At 55.5% G+C, this 13,857-nt stretch carries 18 protein-coding genes and 1 pseudogene; 5 read left to right on the top strand and 14 right to left on the bottom strand.

The genetic code is table 11. From position 1 onward, the window contains the following. Nucleotides 1-83 precede the first annotated feature (83 nt). The gene (gene tkt / locus ACIQ39_RS06790) at nt 84-2,135 is read left to right on the top strand and encodes a transketolase (protein ID WP_396433854.1); all 2,052 of its coding nucleotides are present in this window, start codon (nt 84-86) and stop codon (nt 2,133-2,135) included. A 134-nt stretch (nt 2,136-2,269) separates the two neighbouring features. Next, nucleotides 2,270-3,276: pseudogene (gene gap, locus ACIQ39_RS06795) on the top strand (type I glyceraldehyde-3-phosphate dehydrogenase). A gap of 200 nt (nt 3,277-3,476) precedes the next feature. Here gap and brnA (ACIQ39_RS06800) read toward each other — a convergent pair. The 3 genes from brnA (ACIQ39_RS06800) to ACIQ39_RS06810 form a co-directional block, all read right to left on the bottom strand. Continuing rightward, nucleotides 3,477-3,803: a type II toxin-antitoxin system BrnA family antitoxin gene (brnA, locus tag ACIQ39_RS06800; RefSeq protein WP_396433855.1), complete on the bottom strand. Its 327-nt coding sequence runs from the start codon at nt 3,801-3,803 to the stop codon at nt 3,477-3,479. After that, nucleotides 3,800-4,066, bottom strand: coding sequence for a hypothetical protein (locus ACIQ39_RS06805; RefSeq protein ID WP_396433856.1), 267 nt, complete (start codon nt 4,064-4,066; stop codon nt 3,800-3,802). The genes brnA (ACIQ39_RS06800) and ACIQ39_RS06805 overlap by 4 nt, the downstream gene beginning before the upstream one ends. Before the next feature lie 102 nt (nt 4,067-4,168). Continuing rightward, the gene (locus ACIQ39_RS06810; RefSeq protein WP_396433857.1) at nt 4,169-5,701 is read right to left on the bottom strand and encodes a P-loop ATPase, Sll1717 family; all 1,533 of its coding nucleotides are present in this window, start codon (nt 5,699-5,701) and stop codon (nt 4,169-4,171) included. Between the two features lie 424 nt (nt 5,702-6,125). On the opposite strand from ACIQ39_RS06810, the gene ACIQ39_RS06815 reads away from it, so the two are divergent. From ACIQ39_RS06815 to ACIQ39_RS06825, 3 genes are all read left to right on the top strand, one after another. Beyond that, nucleotides 6,126-6,410, top strand: a complete 285-nt coding sequence (locus ACIQ39_RS06815; protein WP_396433858.1) for a type I restriction-modification system subunit M N-terminal domain-containing protein — start codon at nt 6,126-6,128, stop codon at nt 6,408-6,410. Nucleotides 6,411-6,547: 137 nt separating this feature from the next. Beyond that, nucleotides 6,548-7,771, top strand: a complete 1,224-nt coding sequence (locus ACIQ39_RS06820) for a virulence RhuM family protein (RefSeq protein ID WP_396433859.1) — start codon at nt 6,548-6,550, stop codon at nt 7,769-7,771. A gap of 270 nt (nt 7,772-8,041) precedes the next feature. Continuing rightward, nucleotides 8,042-8,239: a DUF2283 domain-containing protein gene (locus tag ACIQ39_RS06825; RefSeq protein WP_396433860.1), complete on the top strand. Its 198-nt coding sequence runs from the start codon at nt 8,042-8,044 to the stop codon at nt 8,237-8,239. Nucleotides 8,240-8,481: 242 nt separating this feature from the next. On the opposite strand, the gene brnA (ACIQ39_RS06830) is transcribed toward ACIQ39_RS06825, so the two are convergent. The 11 genes from brnA (ACIQ39_RS06830) to ACIQ39_RS06880 form a co-directional block, all read right to left on the bottom strand. Then, the gene (gene brnA / locus ACIQ39_RS06830; protein WP_396433861.1) at nt 8,482-8,751 is read right to left on the bottom strand and encodes a type II toxin-antitoxin system BrnA family antitoxin; all 270 of its coding nucleotides are present in this window, start codon (nt 8,749-8,751) and stop codon (nt 8,482-8,484) included. Between the two features lie 53 nt (nt 8,752-8,804). Further along, nucleotides 8,805-9,071 carry a hypothetical protein gene (locus ACIQ39_RS06835; RefSeq protein WP_396433862.1) on the bottom strand — a complete coding sequence of 89 codons (267 nt, stop codon included), beginning with the start codon at nt 9,069-9,071 and terminating at the stop codon, nt 8,805-8,807. After that, the gene (locus ACIQ39_RS06840) at nt 9,043-9,318 is read right to left on the bottom strand and encodes a BrnT family toxin (RefSeq protein WP_396433863.1); all 276 of its coding nucleotides are present in this window, start codon (nt 9,316-9,318) and stop codon (nt 9,043-9,045) included. Before ACIQ39_RS06840 ends, ACIQ39_RS06835 begins: the two co-directional genes overlap by 29 nt. A 23-nt stretch (nt 9,319-9,341) precedes the next feature. Continuing rightward, nucleotides 9,342-9,521 (bottom strand): hypothetical protein, encoded by a 180-nt coding sequence (locus tag ACIQ39_RS06845; RefSeq protein ID WP_396433864.1) that lies wholly within the window; start codon nt 9,519-9,521, stop codon nt 9,342-9,344. Nucleotides 9,522-9,614: 93 nt separating this feature from the next. Next, on the bottom strand, nt 9,615-9,773 hold the full coding sequence (locus ACIQ39_RS06850; protein WP_396433865.1) for a hypothetical protein: 159 nt from the start codon (nt 9,771-9,773) through the stop codon (nt 9,615-9,617). Then, nucleotides 9,752-9,997, bottom strand: coding sequence for a nuclear transport factor 2 family protein (locus tag ACIQ39_RS06855; RefSeq protein WP_396433866.1), 246 nt, complete (start codon nt 9,995-9,997; stop codon nt 9,752-9,754). Before ACIQ39_RS06855 ends, ACIQ39_RS06850 begins: the two co-directional genes overlap by 22 nt. A gap of 92 nt (nt 9,998-10,089) precedes the next feature. Then, nucleotides 10,090-10,650 carry a GNAT family N-acetyltransferase gene (locus ACIQ39_RS06860; RefSeq protein ID WP_396433867.1) on the bottom strand — a complete coding sequence of 187 codons (561 nt, stop codon included), beginning with the start codon at nt 10,648-10,650 and terminating at the stop codon, nt 10,090-10,092. A gap of 38 nt (nt 10,651-10,688) precedes the next feature. Continuing rightward, a complete protein-coding gene (locus ACIQ39_RS06865; protein ID WP_396433868.1) occupies nt 10,689-11,225 on the bottom strand; it encodes a hypothetical protein in 537 nt (178 codons plus the stop codon). 96 nt (nt 11,226-11,321) lie between these two features. Next, on the bottom strand, nt 11,322-12,038 hold the full coding sequence (locus ACIQ39_RS06870) for a hypothetical protein (protein ID WP_396433869.1): 717 nt from the start codon (nt 12,036-12,038) through the stop codon (nt 11,322-11,324). 278 nt (nt 12,039-12,316) lie between these two features. Beyond that, nucleotides 12,317-12,739, bottom strand: coding sequence for a hypothetical protein (locus ACIQ39_RS06875; protein WP_396433870.1), 423 nt, complete (start codon nt 12,737-12,739; stop codon nt 12,317-12,319). 566 nt (nt 12,740-13,305) lie between these two features. After that, nucleotides 13,306-13,557, bottom strand: coding sequence for a DUF2442 domain-containing protein (locus ACIQ39_RS06880; protein ID WP_396433871.1), 252 nt, complete (start codon nt 13,555-13,557; stop codon nt 13,306-13,308). Nucleotides 13,558-13,857: the final 300 nt, after the last annotated feature.

Genomic DNA, 13,857 nt, shown 5'->3' on the forward strand with positions numbered 1-13,857 from the left:
GCCCGTGCGCAGGCCTGCCAAGCGTGTGGTGGACAACCGCTAAAATCACGGGTTTTCCAGAATACTTCCCCGGAGCTGCCCACATGGCAAACCAGCAACAAATGGCCAACGCCATCCGCGCCCTCGCAATGGACGCTGTTCAACAAGCCAACTCCGGGCACCCCGGCGCGCCCATGGGCATGGCCGACATGGCCGTGGCCTTGTGGGGCGATCACCTGCAACACAACCCCACAAACCCGCATTGGGCCAACCGCGACCGCTTTGTGCTGTCCAACGGCCATGGCTCCATGTTGATTTATTCGGTGCTGCACCTGACCGGCTACAAACTGCCGATCGACGAACTCAAAAACTTCCGCCAGTTGCACAGCAAAACCGCCGGCCACCCCGAAGTGGGCGTGACCCCCGGCGTGGAAACCACCACCGGCCCGCTGGGCCAAGGCATCACCAATGCCGTGGGCATGGCCCTGGCCGAGAAAATGCTGGCCGCCGAGTTCAACAAACCCGGCCACACCATCGTCTCTCACCACACCTATGTGTTTCTGGGTGACGGCTGTCTCATGGAAGGCATCAGCCACGAGGCCGTGGCGCTGGCCGGTGCTTGGAAACTGAACAAACTGATCGCCCTGTACGACGACAACGGCATCTCGATTGACGGCCAAGTGGCCCCTTGGTTCATCGACAACACGCCCCAGCGCTTTGCCGCCTGCGGCTGGAACGTGATCGACGCTGTCGACGGCCATGACGCGGCTGCTGTCTCCAAAGCCATTGCTGCGGCCAAACACAGCGCCGACAAGCCCACCCTGATCGTCTGCAAAACGGCGATTGGCAAGGGCTCGCCCAACCGCGCAGGCACCGCCAAAGCCCACGGCGAGCCCTTGGGTGCTGAAGAAATCAAGCTGACCCGCGAAGCCCTGGGCTGGTCGGCCGAGCCCTTCAAGATTCCCAAAGAGGTCTATGCCGACTGGGACGCCAAAGTCGCAGGCAAAGCCCGCGAAGCCGCGTGGAACACCAACTTTGCCGCTTACAAAGCCGCTTTCCCCGCAGAGGCCAAAGAGTTTGTACGCCGCATGAAGGGCGATTTGCCCAAGAACTTCAACCAAGTGGCCTTTGACGCCGTGGTGGCCGCCCACACCCAGGGCGAGACCGTGGCCAGCCGCAAGGCCAGCCAATTGGCCCTTGAAGCCTTCACCGCCGCCTTGCCCGAAATGCTGGGCGGCTCGGCCGACCTCACGGGCTCTAACCTCACCAACACCAAGAGCACCCCGGCTTTCCGCGTGGACCTGGCAGGTGACGTGGTCAAGACAGCTGACGGCTCGGCTACCGAAGGGGCCTCCAAGATCGGAAGGCACATCAACTACGGCGTACGCGAATTCGGCATGGCCGCCATCATGAACGGCGTGGCCCTGCATGGCGGTTACATCCCCTACGGCGGCACCTTCCTCACTTTCTCTGACTACTCACGCAACGCCATCCGCATGGCCGCGTTGATGAAAAAACGGGTCATCCACGTGTTCACCCACGACTCCATCGGCTTGGGCGAAGACGGCCCGACCCACCAGTCGATCGAGCACGCCGCCAGCCTGCGCCTGATCCCCGGTCTGGACGTGTGGCGTCCTGCCGACACCGCCGAGACCACCGTGGCCTGGGCCGTGGCCCTGCAAAACGCCCACCGCCCCTCGGCCCTGTTGCTCAGCCGCCAAAACCTGGCCTACTCGCCCAAGAGCGATCTGGGCGACATCAGCCGTGGCGCTTATGTGTTGTCCGAGCCAGAACACGTCGGCATCAAAAAGACCCACGGCGTGATCATCGCCACCGGCTCTGAAGTGCAACTGGCCCTGGCTGCGCAAAAGCTGCTGGCCGCACGCAAGATCGGTGTGCGCGTGGTCTCCATGCCCAGCACCAATGTGTTTGACCGCCAAGACGCCGACTACAAAATCAGCGTGCTGCCCGCAGGCATTCCCCGCGTGGCGGTTGAAATGGGTGCCACCGACGGCTGGTGGAAATACGGCTGCGCTGCCGTGGTCGGCATCGACACCTACGGCGAGTCGGCCCCAGCGCCTGTGCTGTTCAAACATTTCGGCTTCACCGCCGAGAACGTCGCCGACACCGTGCACGCCGCGCTGCTCAAGGCCTGATCAGGCCCGCCGGATGAAACGCTTCAGCGCCTGAGGGCGCTCAAGCCATGTTCAGGAATCAGGTCCATGCAAGCGACTTGGCTTCCAATCCGGTTACGTAACCGCTGAGTAACTTCGCTCCATAGGCTTTCACCATGACCATCAAGTGGGGCATCAACGGATTTGGCCGCATTGGCCGCCTGGCCCTGCGCGCTGCACTCCAGCACGGCTTCGACGACATCCAGATCGTCGGCATCAACGACCCCAAGCCCGCCGACTACCTGGCCTACATGCTCAAGTACGACAGCGTGCACGGCCGCTTTGATGGCACGGTGGACTTCACCGATGACGCCCTCATCATCAACGGCAAAAAAATCAAGCTCTCACACGAACGCGATGCGCACAACCTGCGCTGGGGACAGATGGGCGTGCACACCGTGCTCGAATGCACCGGCCACTACCTGACCGAAGCCACCAGCCAAATGCACTTGATTGCGGGCGCGAAAAAGTCGTGATCTCGGCCCCGTCCAAAGACAGCACCCCCATGTTCGTCTATGGCGTGAACCACAAAAAGTACGCGGGCGAGGCCATCGTGTCGAATGCCTCTTGCACCACCAACTGCCTGGCCCCCGTGGTCAAGGTGCTGCACGACAAATGGGGCATCCAACGCGGCCTGATGACCACCGTGCACGCCGCCACCGCCAGCCAAATGACCGTGGACGGCTCGTCGCGCAAAGACTGGCGCGGTGGGCGCGGCATTCTGGAAAACATCATCCCCAGCAGCACGGGCGCGGCCAAGGCCGTGGGCGTGGTGATCCCCGAGATCAAGGGCAAGATCACCGGCATGGCGTTTCGCGTGCCCACGTCTGACGTGTCGGTGGTTGACCTGACCGTGGAGTTGAGCAGCGACGCCAGCTATGCCGAGATTTGCGCCGAGATGAAAGCACAAAGCGAAGGCGCGCTCTTGGGCGTGCTGGGTTACACCGACGAAAAAGTGGTCTCCACCGACTTCCGAGGCGAGTCCTGCGCCAGCGTGTTCGATGCCACCGCCGGCATCGCGCTGGACAAACGCTTCGTCAAGATCGTGGCCTGGTACGACAACGAATGGGGCTACGCCAAGCAGTGTCTGGAGATGGTGCGGGTGGTTTCTAAGAAGAAGTGACCTGAACGGGCAGGCAGCGTCAGGGCTCCCCGCAGGGGCTCAGAGGCGCTTCGCTTTGCCACATCGCCCCTGCGGGGAGCCCTGGCGCTACCATGGGGCATCGCTCAAAGCGCCTTCGGGCGCTTTTTGCTTGTGTGCGGTACCGGCGGGATGCGGGTTGCGTGGAAGTATCGGCGGGGGGGGTGAAACTGACGTGAAGTTCAGCGCTGCGTCGCAACTTTGGGCGTCCGTTGTAAAGGCATATGAGACGTTGTCGCTTCAAGGCGCTCGGCCAGCCAGACCTTGATCACGGACTGCCTCGTCACCCCCAGTTTGCTGGCTTCGCGATCCAGCGAGTCAATCATCCATGTTGGGAAATCCACATTCACCCGCTTCTGATCCTGCAGTACACGTCTGGCTTTGGACAAGTCCAAAGAAGCCGTGATGTCGGCACCATCTTCAAACTGTTGCTCGAACTTTTTAGCTTTCATAAAGTGCCACCTCTTCTGTGCGTGCGCGACGCACGGATGTTGCACTATTTCGTTCATGAAGCCGCCAAACGCTTACGCGTGGTGGTTTTTGGACGAACAGATAAGACTTGTGTTTCGTGAGCAAAAGCCAGCATACTTGCCAAAGCTTTGTTGACGGCTTCAGAAGTCGGAAACGCCTTCAGAATTTCGGGCTGTAACACCACGACATTGCTGCCCTGCACGAAATGTTGAAGGTACTTGCCGCGAACACCCTTGCCCAGTTGATCGCGCCTCAATTCAGGAATATCCAGATCAGCCATTTTTGTAGATGTCTTTTTCATATCGGGTTGCCTTTCTTGCGCTGATGATTCGAATGCTGTTGCGACGCTCCGTAAAGCGGCAGAAACCGCCCACTTGCGGGGCCATGCGCCGCAACAACAAGCTCAGCGCTTTGTTAGGCCACTTAGCTTAGCAGGTACCCGTTTCGCCAACTGGGCTTGCTTGACACCAATGAGGTAGGTACGAAATGCTGGATGAATTTCCCATCGCGCTCCCTGCATAACGTTCCAGTTTGCAAGTTTTGCGAAGTTTGAGTCATCGTGAAACAGAATGTGGCGAAATTTGCGAGTCATTGTGTTGTCGACAATGCGCGGATTCATAAAACCTGTTTCATGCAAAAGCCTAAGTATTGCAACAGCGTCGTCATCGACATCCGGGCGAAGTTGCGCGCCACGTATCTGTATTGAGGCGATGCTTGGCACCGTACGAAGGTGCCGTCGGAGACTTTCAAAGTCTGACTCGAAAACAAAGTCAGCGAAGGTATTGATGATTTCGCGGATGCTCTTGCAATCAAGCGAAAACTCATTAACTACATCATCAACCCGTTCTGATGAATAGACTTGCATTGCCTCCCCGGCCTCGTTGCTGCCTATCAAAGGTACGTTGCCACGCTTGGCTGCATCCACCATGTTTTTAATGAGCTGAATTGCATCTCTCGGGCGCTCGCGAGCTGACTTCGAGATAAATGTGTCCCAGGTGCGCCTTTCGTCGCTTTTGGGCAAAGTCATACTCTGGTCTTTAAAGAAGACTGTGTAGGGATCGACCCGCGGTTTCCCGGCATCCCTCGCTGCGCTTTCCAAACGCTTACGTATGATGCTTTCCATTAGCTTGTCGTCGGCCAGAAGGGGAATCATCAGGCCGCGCATGTGATCAGTCTGATCTCTTTGCCCCTGGCTTTCGCTGGTAAGTCGAGTCCATACACTTGAGCGGAGGCTCACAATTGCTCTGACCGCGTTGCATTCCCCGGTTAATCGCCTGACAGCGAGAAGAAGTGCCCAAATCCGATTAAGATGCGCCGGTTGATCAGGTGCGGCTAATTGGTCTGTGTCATCAATGAGCAGATAGAAAACGTTCCCTGATGAGAGAAGTTGTGAGTTGACTGCTTTGATCAGGGAATTCGGCGAATTGGTACCAGCCAGATCCTTTGCAAGCTGAACACCGTTGATCTTCGTGACAGGCAATGAAATGGCGGTTATGAGTTCAAGTGACTTCTGGATAAAGTCTTCTTCCGCAAGTCCTTGTTGCCTTGCTTCGCTATGGAGCTTAGCAGCGGGCCCTTTCAACAGCCCTTTCAGTTGCGAACCTATTTGCGCACCCAACGTCCGAAGTAGCACCTCGTAATAAAAGCGCTTAAGAGAACCGATGTCGAGTGATGCGGGCGTGTCCTTAGACGATATGTTGTCCGGCCGTATCAGTAGGCATGGAAGATTCTTTGATTTTGCTACCGTGTCAATCCACTCAACGACAGCGCTCTTGCCGATGCCCTTATTTCCCACCAAAACTCTCATGCCCCCCGGCTCAATAGCGCAGAGCTGCTCGAACTGAGATGGCACGATGAATATCTCGCCAAGGAAAGGGCGATCACCTTCCGAGGTACCAGTTCTAACGTATTTAAGAAGATGGTCAAGTGCACTCATGTTGTGTTTCCTAAAAGATCGTTAGCAAGGGTTTTCGCAATGGCCTACAAGTTGTAGACCGTTAAACCCATTTCATACAACCGGTCCGCATCAATACTTTTTTTGCTGAAATCGTCGTAAGCGACTTGTGATGTAGGTTTCAGGTCAGCCACTGCATGTGCATGCAGGTATAAATTTGCAGCGAAACCCGCCACCCAACCCCTTGCAACTTCCCTACCGCACCATCCAGCGCAGCAGGCATGAAGCGCCCAACTATACCCAAGAAATTACGAAAAATTAGCTATAAATCTGCTTTGCGCGCAAACCCTAATACTCCCCCCCAACACCAACCAAAGCTGGGCATAATCATTCACGCCCCCGCTGGCCACCTCGCCCAAACGCACCTCTGGCAACCCGCCAAAAACAACAATCAGCCCCCGCACAGATGACCGCCAACGCCTTCCACAACATCGCGCAAATTGAAACCAGCCTGTGGGAAGCCGCCGATCAGCTCCGTGCCAACTCCAACCTCACGGCCACCGAATATTCCATGCCGGTGTTGGGCGTGATTTTTTTGCGGCACGCCACCAACCGTTACCAGACCGCGCTGCAAGCCATTGAGTCCGCGCAGGCGGCGGGCACTAGCCCCAAGCGCCCGCTGGTCGAGGGCGACTTCATCAAGCGCCGCGCTTTGATGCTGCCCGAGGTTGGCTTGCGGCTCGGGTTCTAAGGCGACATTCCGGCTGTCAACAATTTCTGCGATGGCAAGCACCAGCTGCAAGACGCTGAACTGGGGGCTGATCAGGGGCTTACGGGGTGGTGCGCTTTCACCACGGGGTGTGGGTGGGGTGGTTTGGCGCTAGGATAGTGAGCCAAATTGTGAAGTGCACAGGGCTCTGGCCGTTGCATTGCTTGAGCCTAAGCGGCACGCCGCCAGGCGTAGTGAGTTCGGATGAGCACCATAATTTTGAGCCAAACGATCAGAGGCACTACGTCATGACCAAGGAAGATAAACCCATCAAGAACCAAGCCATCACGGTCAGTTTCGGCGCGGAATCGCCCTTTCTGCTTTACGCAGGTGATGACGAGAAAGTGCATGTCCGCGTTCTGATCCACGCCGAGACGCTGTGGCTGCCGCAACGCTTGATGGCCGAACTGTTCCAGACCACCCCCGATAACGTCGGCTTGCACCTCAAGAACATCTACGCCGAAGGCGAACTGGCGGAAGAGGCAACTGCCGAGGATTTCTCGGTAGTTCAAAACGAAGGTGGCCGGGCCGTCCGGCGCACGCTCAGGCACTACGGCTTGGACGCCATCATCGCAGTCGGCTACCGGGTCAGCTCCAAGCGCGCCACCCAGTTTCGCATCTGGGCCACCCAGATCCTCAATGAGTACATCCGCAAGGGCTTTGTCCTGGACGACGAGCGCTTGAAGCAGGGCAAACAAGTCTTCGGCGAAGACTACTTTCTGGAGTTACTGGAGCGGGTCCGCTCCATCCGTGCCAGCGAGCGGCGCATTTACCAGCAAATCACCGACATCTTCGCTGAGTGCAGTGTGGACTACGATCCCAAGTCGGACATCACGCAGAACTTTTATGCCATGGTGCAAAACAAGTTCCATTTCGCCATTACCGGCCAGACGGCCGCCGAGATCATTCACAGCAAGGCCGACCACAATGCGTCGCATGCAGGTTTGCTGACCTGGAAAAACGCCCCACATGGCCGAGTCCTCGCCTCTGATGTGACCATCGCCAAAAACTACCTGACTGAACCCGAGATCAAGCGCCTGGAGCGCACCATCTCCAGCTTCTTCGACTACATCGAAAACATCATCGAGAACCGAGTGCAAATGGGCATGGCCGATATGGCCACCAGCGTGGATAAGTTCCTGAGTTTCAACGAGTACAAGCTGCTGACGCACAAAGGCCGGATCAGCAAAACGCAGGCCGACCAGAAAGCTTTGGCTGAATACGCGCAATTCAATCGAACGCAAAAAATTGAATCGGACTTTGACCGGGTCTTGAAGGTCACAAAAGCACTTGGAGTCGACGCTTCTCAGGTCAAACGCAAGGGCGATAAGCGCAAAAAATAGGATCAAGCTACCGGATGCGCGCCCCGGCGATGTTTGCGCCAAGTGACAGGCCAGTTGATGTGGCGAAAACCTACTTTATTTACCGCGCTGTTTGCGGTGAATGCACCACTGATTCACACCGATGAAACACGGTTCAAAGACCCAACCCATCTGTGGGCGTATAAAAAACTCCCTGGTCGAACTGATCATTTGGTCTGCGCGGTGTTGGTCCTTGAAAACGCCGTGGTCGTTAAAACCGTCATGCACGCATTTGTATTGGAGGATTAACCCATGAAAACCACTTACTACGACCAAGATGACATCTTGGTGATTCAACTCTCGGATAAACCCATTGCACGCGAGGTGTCGCAGGACTGGAACACGCATGTCAGCTATGCCGCTGATGGCACTGCCGTAGAAGTCGTCGTGCTGGACGCCAGAGCCAACGGCGCACTCCCGGTAGAAATCCTCCACGGCCAAGCCGCCTGATTGACCGCCCTCCATAACCTTTCCCCCGGTGGTCGGCCGCTCCAGACCCTACATGGGGCATACGCCGAAGGCAAAACGTCGGGGCCAAAGCCACCGAGCGAGGTGCCGGATCAATCATCGGATGGATGGGCTGGGTTTTTAAAGGACAAAGCAGAGGTAATCATGAAGCCATGTCGCCCAAGCGCGGCGACGGCATCTGAGTCGTGAAGATGTCAGCGAATATGGACAAGCTGACCTGAAGTTCAGCGATGTGTTGTGACTTTGGGCGTCCGTTGTAAAGGCATATGAGACGCTGTCGCTTCAAGGCGCTCGGCCAGCCAGACCTTGATCACGGACAGCCTCGTCACCCCCATTTTTCTGGCTTCGCGATCCAGCGAGTCAACCATCCATGTTGGGAAATCCACATTCACCCGCTTTTGCTCCTGCAGCACGCGCCTGCCTTTGGACAAGTCCAAAGAAGCCGTGATGTCAGCGCCCTCATCAAACTGTTGCTCGAACTTTTTAGCTTTCATAAAGTGCCACCTCTGCTGTGCGTGCACGACGCACGGCTGTTGCACTATTTCGCTCAGGGGGCCGCCAAGCGTTTGCGCGTGGTGGATTTTGTGCGAACAGACAAGACTTGCGTTTCGTGAGCGAAAGCCAGCATGCTTGCCAAAGCTTTGTTGACGGCTTCAGAAGTCGGAAACGCCTTCAGAATTTCGGGCTGTAACACCACGACATTGCTGCCCTGCACGAAATGTTGAAGGTACTTGCCGCGAACACCCTTGCCAAGTTGGTCGCGCTTCAATTCAGGAATATCCAGATCAGCCATTTTTGTAGATGTCTTTTTCATATCGGGTTGCCTTTCTTGCGCTGATGATTCGAATGCTGTTGCGACGCTCCGTGTGAACGACCACCAAATGCCGCTCCTTGTTTGAGATTCCATAGGTTCGGCTCCTGTCCTCATCCATTGAGTGATCAGTGTCCGAAAAAGTCAAGGCCAAAGCATCTCCAAAAACGCTGACAGCCTCGTCAAAAGACACGCCATGCTTGAGCAAGTTGCTTTGTGCTTTTTGATTATCCCATTCGAACTTGAACATGCGAGTTCCTTACATTGACGATCTCAGTCGCCCACTTTGTTCAATTTTATGCTCGCTGAGCAGGGCGCTTGAGTGAGACCTTGCGACGTGCGGGCCCTCAAGAACTCGTCTAAAAGAGAAAACTCGTCGCTCAGCTTGTCGAATTCTGCTTTGACAGCCGGATCGGCCAATGCCTGGGCGCGCAGTTGTTTATGCGTCAACATGTTTCCAGTCTTTCATACGTTTGCGCGCAAGCGCCAATTATTTGGGCTGATGAATCAAATGCTAACGGCAAACTCGACCGCTTGAGCAATTTATTAGCTTGCTTTGGACGGCCCTGCGTACAGCTTTTTCTCGCCAGTGGCGAACGTGGCCCGCAGGATGCGGCCATCAACCACTTCGTAGACACACAACATCTCGATGGAGCCAACACCCTCTGGAAAGTTGCGTTCAATCAGCTCAAGGTCAGCGACCATGTTGCCTGCCATCTGACGAGACAGCAGCCTGGCGTGAAGTTTGGCTCAGCGAATCGCGCAAGAAAGCGCGGACGCATCTGCTCGTGCCCCTGCGCCAGCAGCTCTCCACCGGTTGCGTACTGCGCCGCATTTGGCGAGTAGGTGGCCAGCAGGGCCTCAATGTCTTTTGCGTTGTACGCGTCCAGTTGGGCCTGTACGACTTCAAGCGGGGAACTGTGCGACATGGAATGCTCCTCTTCGATGGATGGTGTGATTGATTATTTCAAGCGAACGTTAACGCTCAGCGTTGGGCGAAGACATCCCCTCCAGCAGAAGTTTAGACCTCATTCGGTGCACTCCACTGCCTATTGAGCAGCGCGTACTGAAGGAGGTCATGGTGCCGGCCCGCCCAGTACCCAGCTTCCCGCTGCCGCCCCTCTTGCAGAAACCCGAGCGCCTCGAGTAAGGCCAGAGATGCCGTGTTGTCAGGGTGAACCTGCGCCTCGATTCGATTGAACATTGCCTCTCGGAAACCCCATGTGATGATTGCTTTTAGAGCTTCTTTCACATATCCGCGGCCCTGATACGCTGGAGTGATTTCGTAACCGACGATGCAGGATTTCCAGCTTCGATTCCAGCGAAACAAGCCGCATGTACCGATCAGTCCGGGTTGGTCTCTCAACGCCAAGGCCCAGCGTGCACCAGAAACCGGCTCTTTCCGCCAACTGGCAAACGTAGCGACCAACTTCGCGGCGCCTTCAAGATCGGGAATCGGATCCGAACCGAACCATCTCATGTACTCGGCGTTTCCATGAATTCGAAAAATATTTTCCGCATCGGATTCCACAACCTCACGCAGCGTGAGTCGGGATGTCTGTAGCGTTGGAAAATCAATCATATGATGTTTGTTGTTTAACGTACGAGCTAAGCGGATGGTTAGACCCCACTCGACAGCCTGTGCCTTAGCAAGCGATGGAGCCACGACAGCGCGATGATGGGAATGACGGCGGCATACTTGACATTGCCTCGAAAGTAGACAGCGGCCGCCAGTGCGCAACCGACGGCGACCAACAGGAGCAGCGAAGAACGCTGCACCGACAACCTGGGACCGAGCTTGGCAATGAAGCCACTGGGGGTGAAGAGCGTGGAAACGACCCCCACCAAGAGGATGGCCAAGAACAAACTCGCTTCGCCGAACTGCTGATAAACGCGCAACCACCACCACTGCTCGGTAAACGCCGCTGCACCGCCCGCGATGAGCCACAAATTGGCCCCCAGGATAAGGCGGTTGGCTGGGGCAGTGCGCGCGAGCAAAAAAGCGAGTTCACCAATGGCAAGAAACGAACTTGCCTTGAAAGCGAAGACAAAAGACTCGTCAGTGGTTTGACCACGACCAAACGCCAGATACGCAAAGAAGGCCAGAGCGATGAAGCCGATCAGGTATTCAAGGATGGCGAGTGCTGCAGTGCGCATTTTGTGGGGCTTAACGTTGGCATTGTCCGGCTAGCAGCACATCCCGAGAAGCGGCTTCATGCTGCAGCATGTCTGTGACGAACAGCAGAATAGCTCTCATTCGGCAATTGCCTCGGCAAACGACTGGCCATCCCTGATGCGCTGTAGACGCGAATACAGATGGGTAGCCCCAGCTCTTGACAGCCAAGACGCGACCTCGTGTTTGGCAGAGGCGTAATTTCTCGTCAGCGCCTGATCATCACCCTCATTAAAAGTCGATGGCGCCGTGAGATCACGAACATAGGCCGTGTTTTGGGCATCCTGTAGCGATAACGAGTACTGAGGGCGATAGTCAACTTGCATCGCAACCCCTTCGTGAAACCAAGTAGGAATTTGGAAGAAGAGCGCCAGGTAACCTACACGGTGATGAACCTCCGCGTGCATGAGTTCGTGGGCAACGACATCAACGTTTTGCCCTTTAGGGCCAACCATGACGCAAGAGCGGTTCCCAATAGACGCGGTACTACCGTAGGCGTTGAGCCTAAACGGGCCAAACCCGTTTGGTTGATCGAAGAAAACAATGATGGGTTTCGACTCAACTGCGCCGAAGGTACTTTCAATTCGAAGGCGGGCATCTCGCGTGAGTTGAGCGAAGCGCTGTTGATCGACCTCAGATTCACTTTCCGCAAGAGAACCATCGGCGAGTTTTTGCAAATCGGCTACGTCAAGGAGGAGACAGGCCGTTGGGCCAGGCAGCGCCAAGGCGAAAGTGCTGACTGAAGTTAAAACGACGGCGAACATGGCGATCAGAAATTTATGCTGGATTGCTGGCATGGTGTCCTTTCGAGGCCTACCGAATGAATGTGAGGAATGTGACGTCCGCGCTATGGAAGGGCTAGGCACCGCTACGCCAGCGCAATGCGAAAGCGAAGACATGGTTGGCTGCCAAATTGGCTTGCGCTTTGTCTTGCAGACCCAACCGGGCACTCAGCCCCTCACAACCTCCCTCCCGCACCATCCAGCGCAGCAAGCGTGAAGCGCTCAACTATATCGAAATAAATACTAAAAATTAGTTACAAAGTATTTTCTTGCACTCAACTCTTTTGAGAATGTTACTTTTTTAGCCACAACGCGCCCAACAAAATGAAAAGGCCTAAGAGACCAACAGCACCAGAAGAAACATACCAAAAAACATCACTGTTCCCTGGAAACATTGGGCGCAGCAGTGGAAACATGACGGCGCGCAAAAGCAAGACAGCGGCAGAGCCGAAAAGCACGGGCTGAAGCAGTGGAAGAGGTTGGATGACCCCGGCACCAGCCAAAGCATATGCAGCCAAAACCAAAAGCAAAGTACCGACAAGGGCAGCAGAAATAGGGGGTCTCCAATCGCCTGAAGCGACAGCATCAGCGACAACCTCGCCAGCGCCCAGGAATCTGTAACCGTCAGCCCCCCAAGGAATGCACGCAAAGTGAAGCAAAGCAGCCACTGCACAAGCTGATGCAGCCAGTTTGAGAAAAATTTCTCCCATTTGCATTCGCCCTCTTTTGTCCTAACACTTATCTTTTATCTGCTGCACCAATGCGCCAAGCCAAGACCAGCCGTGTCATTCGCGGCGGGTGATCCATGTTCAGCTGAACCGCCGCACAGATGCTGGTGTGTGGGTTTGATTATGCCAATGGCTTGGCTCTAAGGGTCATTTTTGAATCCTTTAAAACTCTTTTTGTGCTGTATGCACGACTCCTTGCCGAAGATCTTGGCGCCGCCATGGGCGTGTGCTGCGCTGGCAGCCTGCTTTTGCCATGCCTTGGCCGCAAGGGTTGATGCAGTTCAGTGCCATGCGCCACACTCGCGAAATCTGCATCCAGTCACTGACAGTCAAGTGCCGCAATGGCACAAAGCGCAACGCCTTCATACCGCTTGAGCCACCTGAATGCTCAACCGCACAGGCAAGACAAATCGATGTTTTCTGTCAGGCACAAACCACCGGCCAGAACCGGGTTCGTTCAACAAAAAGATCAGGTTGCGTCTATGTGCTACCTGTCGTTAAACGCTGCTGCCTTGACCGCCAAAGGGGAACGGGTTTCGGCAACGCTTACACATTCAGGTACGCGACATGAGCGGAAAATCCTGGGGCCTGCGAATAGCGCTAACGGAAAGGTCAATGTACAGGCTTGGCCAATAGAGGTGATCTGGTGTAGGACGCTCAACGTGGCTGATTTGCGCCACCGTGGCTTGTTGAAACCACGGGAAATGCTCAAAGGACAACAGCAACGCCTCGTCTCCAAGGAGCATCCAGAAACCATGAGGAGAGATGTTGGTGACTTCAGCCGCCGGAGTGGTGTGTCCATGCATCTTCGATTTCCTTCAAAAGATATTTTCTGTAGGGCACAAACCACTGCCCAAAACCGGGTTCGTTCAATAATTGACAGGTCGAGGCTACGCGCGATCTATCCTTACTCGTTAGGTGATTGTGCATGGCGTGTTGCTTACCTGGCAAAGTTTTGAGATTTTTATAAGCACTTGTTCACAGAAGTTCGACACCTTTTTCCAGAAACGCTTCCTTCCGCAGCCCAGTCTGCCAATAAATTCAAGCACTTGCGAGGGTTTTCAGACTGAAGCTTAAAAATCTTTGTAGTGGCACGTTATGCTGTT

Source organism: Limnohabitans sp., from assembly GCF_044361645.1.
Taxonomy (GTDB): domain Bacteria; phylum Pseudomonadota; class Gammaproteobacteria; order Burkholderiales; family Burkholderiaceae_C; genus Limnohabitans_A.

Coding starts and splice junctions, on each gene's coding strand:
- ACIQ39_RS06840 (WP_396433863.1), bottom strand. CDS start 9,318: ATGTTCAAGTTCGAATGGGATAATCAAAAAGCACAAAGCAACTTGCTC.
- brnA (WP_396433855.1), bottom strand. CDS start 3,803: ATGAACGAAATAGTGCAACATCCGTGCGTCGCGCACGCACAGAAGAGG.
- ACIQ39_RS06875 (WP_396433870.1), bottom strand. CDS start 12,739: ATGCAAATGGGAGAAATTTTTCTCAAACTGGCTGCATCAGCTTGTGCA.
- ACIQ39_RS06835 (WP_396433862.1), bottom strand. CDS start 9,071: ATGAAAAAGACATCTACAAAAATGGCTGATCTGGATATTCCTGAATTG.
- ACIQ39_RS06815 (WP_396433858.1), top strand. CDS start 6,126: ATGACCGCCAACGCCTTCCACAACATCGCGCAAATTGAAACCAGCCTG.
- tkt (WP_396433854.1), top strand. CDS start 84: ATGGCAAACCAGCAACAAATGGCCAACGCCATCCGCGCCCTCGCAATG.
- ACIQ39_RS06825 (WP_396433860.1), top strand. CDS start 8,042: ATGAAAACCACTTACTACGACCAAGATGACATCTTGGTGATTCAACTC.
- ACIQ39_RS06850 (WP_396433865.1), bottom strand. CDS start 9,773: ATGGTCGCTGACCTTGAGCTGATTGAACGCAACTTTCCAGAGGGTGTT.
- ACIQ39_RS06865 (WP_396433868.1), bottom strand. CDS start 11,225: ATGCGCACTGCAGCACTCGCCATCCTTGAATACCTGATCGGCTTCATC.
- ACIQ39_RS06805 (WP_396433856.1), bottom strand. CDS start 4,066: ATGAAAAAGACATCTACAAAAATGGCTGATCTGGATATTCCTGAATTG.
- ACIQ39_RS06855 (WP_396433866.1), bottom strand. CDS start 9,997: ATGTCGCACAGTTCCCCGCTTGAAGTCGTACAGGCCCAACTGGACGCG.
- ACIQ39_RS06845 (WP_396433864.1), bottom strand. CDS start 9,521: ATGTTGACGCATAAACAACTGCGCGCCCAGGCATTGGCCGATCCGGCT.
- ACIQ39_RS06860 (WP_396433867.1), bottom strand. CDS start 10,650: ATGATTGATTTTCCAACGCTACAGACATCCCGACTCACGCTGCGTGAG.
- ACIQ39_RS06810 (WP_396433857.1), bottom strand. CDS start 5,701: ATGAGTGCACTTGACCATCTTCTTAAATACGTTAGAACTGGTACCTCG.
- ACIQ39_RS06870 (WP_396433869.1), bottom strand. CDS start 12,038: ATGCCAGCAATCCAGCATAAATTTCTGATCGCCATGTTCGCCGTCGTT.
- ACIQ39_RS06880 (WP_396433871.1), bottom strand. CDS start 13,557: ATGCATGGACACACCACTCCGGCGGCTGAAGTCACCAACATCTCTCCT.
- brnA (WP_396433861.1), bottom strand. CDS start 8,751: ATGAAAGCTAAAAAGTTCGAGCAACAGTTTGATGAGGGCGCTGACATC.